This is a genomic window from Nesterenkonia sandarakina (assembly GCF_003003175.1).
GTDB lineage: Bacteria > Actinomycetota > Actinomycetes > Actinomycetales > Micrococcaceae > Nesterenkonia > Nesterenkonia sandarakina_A.
Genome location: NZ_PVTY01000037.1, coordinates 1 through 9,382, shown reverse-complemented (window position 1 = coordinate 9,382; position 9,382 = coordinate 1). Strand labels below are relative to the sequence as shown.

Sequence of the window (9,382 nt, the reverse complement as noted above, 5' to 3'; positions counted from 1 at the left end):
ACCCAACCGGTTCATCACATCAACACGAGAGGCAATAGTCAGCATCTACTGAACTATACAGTAACTAATGAACTGACAGAGCGGATTAGAAAGCTGTAGCTTTATAAGACACTTCCAGGGGCTCTGTCGTTTACATCTGACTCCGCGGGAATTCGGGACCTGTGATGTCTCAGTAAGGTGTCTCGACGCAATTCGTCTCAGAAGTGCTCTCTGCACGCGTTTGTGAGGCATTCTTGTCGCATGAGGCTTTTGGGGTACACGCGGGTCAGCACGGCGAGTCAAGATTCACAGCTACAGGTCGATGCGTTGCTGGGGGAGGGGGTGCAGCGTCGAGATGTGTTCTTCGATGTCACCTCTGGATCGAAGACCGCAGTCTCTCGTCCGGGGATGAAGAAACTGCTGGAGCACGCGGAGTCCGGCGACACCGTGGTGGTTTGGCGAGTTGACCGGCTAGGGCGGTCGCTCATTGATGTGTTGAACACGGTGAATCTTCTCCGCGATAGGGGGGTGGCGGTGAAGTCCATCAGTGATGGGATTGATCCTGCGACCTCGACGGGTCGGCTGATGTTGAACATGCTCGCTACCTTGGCCGAGTACGAGCGCGAGCTCATCACCGAACGAGTCAACGCTGGTATTGCGGCTGCGAAGCAGAGCGGCACACGTTTCGGCCGGCCGCCGGCAGATCCGGCAGTGATCGCGGAGAAGCTCCAGGTGGTTCAAGAGGCTCGGGCGCGAGGTCGCACGGCGACCGAGGCAGCGAAGCTGGTGGGCTGGAGTAGGGCGACCTTCTACCGACACCAAGGGGCGGCGCGCTGAAGAGTAGTAGGTCCCGAGCTTGACCAATTGAGTAACTGTAATTCTGGGTGGGTTTTCTGTCTACAATTATAGAAATATAGTTGGACAGACTGTCGCGCAGTAGAACCACAAGTAACGATAAGCTCGGACGCAACCACTCCCACGCTTGGGTCGCGGGGGCCGCCCGGAGCCCCTAATGCCTATATCCGAGAGCATCGCAGAGGAAATATGAGTGGAATCCTGGCTGGCAGATCTTTGCCGCCGCTTGTGGGTACTCACAGCCCGGCAACAGAAGAGTACGAGCACCTGCCACTTGGCCGTTGGAGCTGTACTGAGAGTGACGTCATCCAGGCGTTCGATGTCATAAACGATCCACGGCGCAACGAGTTGTGGACCGGCTGGAAGCAGCACCTAGACCTCGTGAGGCAATCGGCCGGATCGGTTGCAGCTTGCTGGCTCTCCGGAACGTTTTTCACTTCCAAGGAACACCCAGGCGATATTGACAGCGTCTATATCGTTTCTGCGGAGCAGTATCGCCGCATGAGTGGGCAGCAGCTCTTGCAGTGGAACTTTGCCTTCGCCGGCACCGAAGTGCACGGTCTCGATTTGGATGCTTTTCCACTCTTCTGGGATCCACATACTGGCACCGTGGTTGATACTCAAGAGGCTAGTGACTACGTCCGCTCCAGGGGATACTGGGATGACCTGTGGAGTCGCATGCGAGGACCGAATCGCTCGCCCGACCCTCGGCCGCGACGAGGATATGTGGAGGTGATCATTGATGGTTATAAGTGAGGAACTAGAGGCCCGCCTCCAGCGATATTCTGAATCCTTCACCAACGATGATGTTGTGCGCCTCCACGAGCGCACGCCGCAAGACTGGAATCGTGCCGGTATCGAAGCGATGGCAAAGCAGCTCGACGATGCGCGCGTTATCAACTCTCGTGGGGTTCTCCGGTTCCACGGAACCGGAGTGGACGGACACCGAGCCTCACTCAGCTCAATCGGGCTAATAGCCGATGCATGGCAGCGTTCGGTTACCGCAGTGGGTGCCGCAATGGAAGGGGTCAAATCAGCGCGCGGCCAAGTACCAGGCATCATCACTGCGCGGACAGCCCTGATGTTGGAAGCAGCCCCCGTACCCGGATCGGTCCTCTTCAACATCGTCCCTAGAGGTGACGCCCTTGAAGAGATTGAACCTGACGGTGACCGCCCCCTTGCCGACGAATGGCGGGAGCGACCGCTTGTTGACCGGGCTTCAGAAAAAGTCGTTTCGTTGTTGACCGACATGACGCACGTCGAGCTCGACGCTACCGATCAACTGGCACATGCGCTCGGAGATCTAGGAGCCCGCGTTGGAGCCAGCCTCTCCCATCTCGCTGGATCTATCGCGAAATCCGGCATCGCTCTCGACTCCGCCTGGCAGGAACCAGAGCACGAGACAGTACGCTCCCGCGTCACACCTGAGCAGGCACGCTGGATTAGTGACTTTATTAGCCAGCGAAAGCTGTACCGCGAGGAAGAGACTGTCACCGGTTATCTCCGCACCATCAGTTTCGACGACAAATGGAGGATCGTCCTCGACGATGGCAAAGAGCTGCGTTTAGACGCTAGCGATGTTCCTGAGAGCGTGGCCAAACAACAGAACCTCGACAACCGTGTTGCCATGACTGTAGAGATCACCCACAGTATTCGCTCTGATGGGGGCCAGAGCAGCGCGCACAAGCTCCTACACGTCGAACCGGCGCCGGCAAGTGCCGAAGAATCTACGGAATCCTAGACCCAGCCCGATGAACCTCCGCGATGAGTCTCCCGCGTCGCAGATAGGGCACCCGTGCGGGCATCTTTATCGAGCGGGGTATACGTTCACTCTGAAGTCAGCGCCCGGGTAGGCAGGTAGAAGGGCGGGGGAGTGCACGGTGAGCGACCGGCTTACGGGCATAGGGAAAAGATCACCCGGCCTCCGAGATGGCCGCTCCACTACTCTTTGACGCCATAGCCGCGTCCGGGTTCTCGCGGAGCTCGTCGAATGCTCCATCGCTACGCGGTTCGCCAGATCGGTGAGTTGAGCGAGGGGTGCGGCCTACCTTCGGGATCCGAAGTAGGGCTTCGAGAGTGCGGCGGCGGCGCCGCTGCTACCTGAGCCAGGCGAACACGGCGCGCGTAGGCTGGGCGTGGTTCTTGCTTTTCATGATCGATGCTGGGTTGGTCACAGAATCTTCTCCCCAGGAAGGGCGCGAGCCGTTCGACCTGCGACTCGCACACGTGGGCGGGGAAGAGTCACTGACCCCGCCGCGAGATGTTGAGTAGACCTGGAAGAACGATCGGGCGCAGGAAACCGTGGCCCCGACCAGATAAACGACCATCACTAAGACGTGAGGGTTACGGCGGACCTCACCGGGAGTGGAGCCCCACGTCCCGGATCAAGTTTGTGGCCCACCTCGATCAAGGAGCGCAGATGAACACAGCACAGACCGGTCGGGTCCTTGTGGTCGACGATGAAGTCGATCTCGCCCTACTGATCGAGGGGTATCTGCGCAAAGCAGGCTTGGACGTCGCTGTGCGCCATGACGGCACCGATGCGGTGGACGCGGTGCGCGACTTCGACCCGGACGTAGTGGTGCTGGACCTCGGGCTGCCCGGTATCGACGGGATCGAGGTGTGTCGGCAGGTGCGGACCCTCTCCGACTGCCACGTGCTGATGCTCACCGCCCGGGACGACGAGGTCGACAAGATCGTCGGACTCTCGGTAGGAGCTGATGACTATGTGACCAAGCCCTTCAGTCCCCGCGAGCTCGTCGCCCGAGTCCAAGCCATGCTGCGCCGATCCCGCACCAGAAACACCCACAACACCAACACCGCTGAGAGGTCCACAGGCACTGTGCCGCCTGGACAGAGGGTAGTGATCGAGGACCTCGTGGTGGACGAGACCGCGCGAAGAGTCCACCTAGGGCAAGAGACGGTGGAGTTGACCAGGATCGAGTTCGATCTGCTGCTGTGTCTGGCTACTCACCCGCAACAGGTGCTCTCCCGGGCGCAGCTGATGGAGCTGGTCTGGGACACCGGTTGGGCCGGGGACGATCACCTGGTGGATGTCCACGTCGGGCGCATCCGCAAAAAACTCCACGACACTCCTGGCAGCCCGAGGTTCATCCACACCATCCGCGGTGTCGGGTACCGGATGGGCAGTGGACGATGAGCTCCACCACGACAGAACCTCGGTGGTCCTGGGGACCCTTGACCGTGCGGTTGATGCTGGCCCAGACCACGGTCCTGCTAGTGGGGCTGATCATCGTGGTGGGCACCGCGGTACTGGTGGGGCCCACCATGTTCTACCACGGACTCATTGAGGCTGGTCATGCCGATGCGGCCACCGGGCTGGTCCACCTGGACGAGGTCTTCCGCTCGGTGAGCCTCACGGCTTTGACGATCGGCGGATTGCCGGCGCTGTTCATCGCTGGGCTGCTCAGCTTCTACATCTACCGCACCATCGGCCGCTCTCTGGCGTCTTTCAGCACTGCTGCCGGGCAGGTGGCCGATGGCAACTACGACGTGGAAGTCACCTCCGCGAAGCTGGGTCCGGAGTTCGACTCGCTGGCCGCGTCGTTCAATGACATGGCCGCCCGACTCGCGGCTGTGGACACCACCCGCCGCCAGCTGCTGGCGGATCTGGCCCACGAGATGCGCACACCCTTGGCCAGTCTCAAGGGTCATCTGGAGGGCATCGAAGACGGCGTCGTGGAGTGGGACGAGCGGACCGCCGGGATCCTTGATGCCCAGATCGCACGTATGGAACGCCTGGCCCGTGACATCCGCCAGCTCACCGCCGCGGAGGAGGCCACCGCCCGGTTGCAGCTCACCCTCCAGGATCCAGACGTGCTGGCCTCCCAGTCGGTCGCGGCCATCGAGTCCACCGCCGCAGCGAAGAACATCTCGGTGAGGACCATGAGTGCTGGCCCACTGGAGACACCGGTGCTGCTAGATCGGGAACGGATGGGTCAGGTGTTAGGCAATCTGTTGGAGAACGCGATCGGCCACACCCCGCCCGGGGGCACCATCACCGTGCACACCGAGAACGCACCAGAAGCGGTCACCATCACGGTGACCGACACCGGGGAAGGCATAAGCCCCAAGCATCTGCAACACATCTTTGAACGTTTTTACCGCGCCCACACCGGCCGCGAAGCTCGTCGCGCCGGCTCAGGGTTAGGGTTGGCGATCAGCAAGTCCCTGGTCGAGGCCCAGGGCGGGACCCTGGAAGCTTCCAGCGATGGTTTTGGCCGCGGAGCCAGCTTCTACATTCGCCTGCCCCGCACTACACGTAAGGAATAGCCGGCGCCCGGTCCACCGGCGTTGCCGTGAACGGGGCCCACCTGACCTGCGACCGGGAAAGACTCCCGCTAGGGAGGGCATAGCTGTCTACTTCGTGTTTTCTCCGCTATCAGTGGCATTCTTCGAGGGGTCTCCGAGGATCAGTCGCCGGGTGCCCTTCACGCTGGTGCTGACCACCTTCTCCAGGGGACCTTGTCCCAGAGACCGTTGCCACACGATCGCGAACGCGGCTGCGACGATCAGGTGGACTGCGAACCACAGGGAGGGCTGACCATAGTGGACCTCGGGTGAGAGACCGACCAGATGGACGGTGTAGAGGGTGAAGGTCATGGCGCCCATCGCTGAGAGCGGCAGCAGCCACTTGCCGATCTTCGGAGCGATCAGCAGGAACACCCCCAAGACGGCCAAACTCACTCCGAGGCTCGTTGCGATCGCCAGCGGTGTATTCGTATGTGGGGTGGTGATCGCCAGCCACCACCCTGTGGTGGTCGGCAATGAGTCCGGGCCCCAGATCAGGACCTCGTTGAGCTCGTACTCGCTCATCCAGGAGGCCTCAAGGAGCCGCTGGTAGCCGCCGAAGGCGTAGAGCAGCACTGAGGAGGTGGCGTAGGCGAAGATCATCAGCCCCGCTCCGACCACCAGCACTCGGACCTGCACCGCTGTCTTGCGCAGGTTCAATCGCCCGATCCCCAGTCCGACCAGCAGATAGGTCATGTACGGCAGAGCTGGGTAGGTGCCAGTGAGCAGCAGCTGCGAGGCGGTGGCCCCGGGTTCGGTCAATACCTCAGTGAACGTGGGGTTATAGGAACTCCACGCGGGCAGGATGCCAAGCAGATTCTGCATCAGGACCGGGGAGACGATCCCGAAGAGGGCTGCGGAGAGGAAGAGCGCCTTGGGGCCCATGTGCAGGAAGGGGATCGCCAGCAGGAAGAACACGCTGTAGTAGATCAGGATGCTAAAGGCCGGTGGGTCTTGCGGCATCAGGGTCCCGATCCAGAGACCTACGATGGCGATCAGCAGTGCCCGCACGATGAGTCCGACTCGGTCGGCGGTCATCTTCTTGCCCTTGTGCGGGTTTTGCCCACCGGAGGTCAGGGCCAGTCCTACCCCGGCCAGCAGGGCGAACAGGGCTGCGGAGTCACCCGAGAACAGTTGCCAGGACCAGGTGGGCTCACCGGTCTCGTCGTTCCAGGCCGGCAGCAGGTGGATGGCCATCAGCCCGACCAGGGCCAGGCCCCGGGCGGCGTCGATGCCGATGAGCCGGCGCCTGGAGGACGCTGACGTCTTTGCGATTTCCTCCGTCGTGGGTTCTGGTATTGCGTTCATGCCTGTTCCTTCCGTGCCCGTCTTGTGAGGGACGGTGAAGCGTGCGGCCCATGGCCGTCTTTGTGGTCCCGGATTGTTCGGGGTTCGTGTTGCTTCCATGGTGTCGGTTGCACTTAGAGCCCAGGTCGCAGGATCCTCAAGATTTGATGAAGACGCCACGCCCCGGGTTCCGATGGGAAACACCCCCGGACTAGGGCCACGAGGAGAATCGGTATGGGCACTCAGGCCGCCGCTTATCGCTCCGACTCACAACTTTCGTGGGAAGTCCTTCCGAGACGCTTCCTGGGCTTGGATTGGCGCGGGCTGATCATCCCGATTTCGCCAGGAAGATCAGGTCTCAGGACTGTCACTATCTAGGCAGGACCAGGCGCTGTAAGTCCTCAGTCTTGACCTTCTAGCTGACTCGAAGGTTTACCGTTGATCAAGACCTCACTCCGGTTAAACCCACGGGCTGCAGACCGGTCGTGCCATAGCCACCCCTGGAGAAGCAGCAGATGAGCTGGTCCGAACGACTTCAAAGCGTGTTCGTCGCCGTCGCGGCACTGGCTGGACTCGGTGTCGGGTTGGTGACACCGCTGGGTGCCATGGGCGAGCATCTAGTGATCCCCGCTCTGCTGGTGATGCTCATCGCCGTCTTCGTCCAGCTCGATGCCTCGCACCTGAAAGACGTAAGCAAGGCCAAAGGTCTTGTCGCGGTCAGTCTGGTGTTGAACTACGCCTTCACCCCGCTTCTCGCCTGGGCCCTAGGCCTCGGGCTGCTTGGTGAACAGCCCGATCTGCGCATTGGATTGTTGCTTCTTCTGGTCACTCCGTGCACCGATTGGTACCTGGTCTTCACCGCGATGGCCCGTGGACACGCAGGGATCGCCACCGCACTGCTACCCGTGAACCTGGTGTTGCAGCTGCTGCTGTTGCCGGTCTACGTGATCCTGCTCGGCGGTGAAGCCGCGATGGTCGACACCGGCACCCTTCTCGAGGCCGTGGGCCTGATGCTACTGACCCCTCTGGTTGTGGCCTTCACGCTGCGCTGGGTCAGCACCCGCGCCAAAGGGGAGCAGTGGCGCGATGAGCACGTGAACCGGTGGGCGAACCGGATCGTGATGCCGCTGCTGTGCCTGGCGGTCTTCGCGATGTTCGCCTGGCAGGCACCCGTGGTCGCCGAGAGCGGCACTGAAATGCTGCTGCTGCTTCCTCCACTACTCGCCTTCTTCATCATCCTTCCCCTGGTCGCCACCGGTATCGCCCGGATCATGCGCCTGACGGGTCCACAACGGGTGACTCTCACGATGGTGACCACCGCCCGGAACTCACCCATCGCACTGGGCATCGCGGTCGCCGCGTTCCCCGATCGACCCCTGATCGCCGTAGCCCTGGTAGTGGGGCCCTTGATCGAGCTGCCGATCCTGGGGGCCCTGAGTCAGATCATTCGCCACCGAGACAAGACCGCCCCGGCCGAACAGGGCTCCGCGGCGATCAGCGACCGATGACTCTCCCGACGCATTGAAAGGACGTGGACATGCGCATCTCTGAGGTCACCGCGCACAGCGGGGTCCCGGCGACCACGTTGCGTTACTACGAGCAGCTCGACCTGATCCGCTCGACCCGGACCACTAACGGCTACCGCGACTACGCCCCAGAAGTGCTGGAACGGCTGAGCTTCATCGGTGTGGCCAAGAAGATGGATCTGGACCTTGAGCAGATCAAGTGGCTCCTCGATGTCACAGAAACCGGCACCTGCACCAACACTCGGGACGCCCTGCATCCGGTGCTCACCGAGCGGCTGCGAGAGGTTGAAGACAGCATCCGCAAGTTAGAAGAGCTCCGCGTCGTGCTGGCTAGTTCCCTCGAGCACGTGGCGACCTGCCCGGATAGTTCCGAGCCCTGTCAGTCCGAGTGCGCCTTCAAGTCCCTCGCCTAATCCCAGGGTCGTCGATTGAGGCGACAGTTAATGGTGCTGGAATGCCCCCATTCACCGCTGCTAGTCGCAACCAGTGTCTGTATGGAGTGTTTTTGGGGTGGGGGAGTGCCCGGTGAGCGACCGCGAGTTCAACCGGTGGTCACCCTCTTGCTGTGTCCGATGACCCTGCGACTCAGCCCTCGGGGAGTCCTTGCTGAGCTCCCGGCATGAGTCGCAGAGACTGCGAGAATAGCCATTTCGGAACATGGGTGTGGGTCATCAGCACCACGCTGCGTTGGCCATCCGTGGCGCCGAGGAGCTCCTCCAGCAGCTGTTCGGCCATCCGTTCATCCACGTGGGCCGTCGGTTCATCGAGGATCAGCACTCCAGCGCCCGAGAGCAGCCCCCGGGCGACCGCGATCCGTTGGGCCTGACCTCCGGAGATCAATGAGCCGAACATCCCCACCGGGGTGTCTAAGCCCTGCCGCGCCCGGGCCCAGTCCCAGAGTCCGACGGCGCGCAGCGCATCCTCGAGCTCCTCATCGGCCGCCGCGCCCGGCCCCAGAGGATGGGCCAGAGCCAGATTCGCCCGCAGCGTGTTGTCGAAGATGTGCGCGTCCTGCTCGATCAGACACACCTCGCGGCGGAGCTGCTCCGGGCCGAGCGTCTCTGCGCCGTGGGTCTGCATCGGGTCACTGGCCACCGACTGCGCCGCGACCCGATACTGACCGTGATGCGCGAGGAAGCCCGTCAAGCCGAGAGCCAGCGCGCTCTTTCCGGCGCCGCTGGGCCCGGTGATCAGCAGATTCTCACCCGGTGCGAGCTTTACCGAGACAGCACAGCTCACTGCTGATGTTCCCTCGGGCCAGCGCACCGTGAAGTCCTCGAGCTCGAGCGCAGGGACTTCACCCCCGGCGTCGTCCGCGCTCTTCCTGGACGTGATTCCTGCTGCGCGCACCGGGCTCTGCGCGGGCCTGTCCGTGGGAGCAGCTGCGGGCCGAGGGGCGATCGCCGCGATGCGGCGGGCATGGG

General features: G+C 62.2%; 9 protein-coding genes. 7 read left to right on the top strand and 2 right to left on the bottom strand.

From position 1 onward, the window contains the following. The first annotated feature begins 240 nt into the window (after positions 1 to 240). From BCL67_RS14760 to BCL67_RS14745, 5 genes are all read left to right on the top strand, one after another. Complete coding sequence (locus BCL67_RS14760; protein ID WP_106124168.1) at positions 241 to 816, top strand: recombinase family protein; 576 nt, start codon at positions 241 to 243, stop codon at positions 814 to 816. 207 nt (positions 817 to 1,023) lie between these two features. Further along, complete coding sequence (locus BCL67_RS15295) at positions 1,024 to 1,590, top strand: DUF6932 family protein (protein WP_146131207.1); 567 nt, start codon at positions 1,024 to 1,026, stop codon at positions 1,588 to 1,590. Then, entirely contained in the window at positions 1,577 to 2,575 is a 999-nt protein-coding gene (locus BCL67_RS14755) for a hypothetical protein (RefSeq protein ID WP_106124167.1), read from the top strand. The genes BCL67_RS15295 and BCL67_RS14755 overlap by 14 nt, the downstream gene beginning before the upstream one ends. A gap of 678 nt (positions 2,576 to 3,253) precedes the next feature. Continuing rightward, positions 3,254 to 3,994, top strand: a complete 741-nt coding sequence (locus BCL67_RS14750; RefSeq protein WP_106124166.1) for a response regulator transcription factor — start codon at positions 3,254 to 3,256, stop codon at positions 3,992 to 3,994. 53 nt (positions 3,995 to 4,047) lie between these two features. After that, on the top strand, positions 4,048 to 5,127 hold the full coding sequence (locus BCL67_RS14745; RefSeq protein ID WP_106124165.1) for a sensor histidine kinase: 1,080 nt from the start codon (positions 4,048 to 4,050) through the stop codon (positions 5,125 to 5,127). An 87-nt stretch (positions 5,128 to 5,214) separates the two neighbouring features. Here BCL67_RS14745 and BCL67_RS14740 read toward each other — a convergent pair whose 3' ends face one another. Beyond that, positions 5,215 to 6,453, bottom strand: coding sequence for a heparan-alpha-glucosaminide N-acetyltransferase domain-containing protein (locus BCL67_RS14740; protein ID WP_106124164.1), 1,239 nt, complete (start codon positions 6,451 to 6,453; stop codon positions 5,215 to 5,217). A gap of 494 nt (positions 6,454 to 6,947) precedes the next feature. On the opposite strand from BCL67_RS14740, the gene BCL67_RS14735 reads away from it, so the two are divergent. Beyond that, entirely contained in the window at positions 6,948 to 7,940 is a 993-nt protein-coding gene (locus BCL67_RS14735; protein ID WP_106124163.1) for an arsenic resistance protein, read from the top strand. 29 nt (positions 7,941 to 7,969) lie between these two features. Then, positions 7,970 to 8,371: a MerR family transcriptional regulator gene (locus tag BCL67_RS14730; RefSeq protein WP_106124162.1), complete on the top strand. Its 402-nt coding sequence runs from the start codon at positions 7,970 to 7,972 to the stop codon at positions 8,369 to 8,371. A gap of 172 nt (positions 8,372 to 8,543) precedes the next feature. Here the strand turns inward: BCL67_RS14730 and BCL67_RS14725 are convergent. Then, the coding region (locus BCL67_RS14725) for an ATP-binding cassette domain-containing protein (protein ID WP_146131206.1) at positions 8,544 to 9,382 on the bottom strand (839 nt) is incomplete at its 5' end.

Bases quoted from the DNA above. Each gene is read 5' to 3' on its own strand.
- BCL67_RS14760 (WP_106124168.1), top strand. From the start codon at position 241: ATGAGGCTTTTGGGGTACACGCGGGTCAGCACGGCGAGTCAAGATTCA.
- BCL67_RS15295 (WP_146131207.1), top strand. From the start codon at position 1,024: ATGAGTGGAATCCTGGCTGGCAGATCTTTGCCGCCGCTTGTGGGTACT.
- BCL67_RS14755 (WP_106124167.1), top strand. From the start codon at position 1,577: ATGGTTATAAGTGAGGAACTAGAGGCCCGCCTCCAGCGATATTCTGAA.
- BCL67_RS14750 (WP_106124166.1), top strand. From the start codon at position 3,254: ATGAACACAGCACAGACCGGTCGGGTCCTTGTGGTCGACGATGAAGTC.
- BCL67_RS14745 (WP_106124165.1), top strand. From the start codon at position 4,048: ATGCTGGCCCAGACCACGGTCCTGCTAGTGGGGCTGATCATCGTGGTG.
- BCL67_RS14740 (WP_106124164.1), bottom strand. From the start codon at position 6,453: ATGAACGCAATACCAGAACCCACGACGGAGGAAATCGCAAAGACGTCA.
- BCL67_RS14735 (WP_106124163.1), top strand. From the start codon at position 6,948: ATGAGCTGGTCCGAACGACTTCAAAGCGTGTTCGTCGCCGTCGCGGCA.
- BCL67_RS14730 (WP_106124162.1), top strand. From the start codon at position 7,970: ATGCGCATCTCTGAGGTCACCGCGCACAGCGGGGTCCCGGCGACCACG.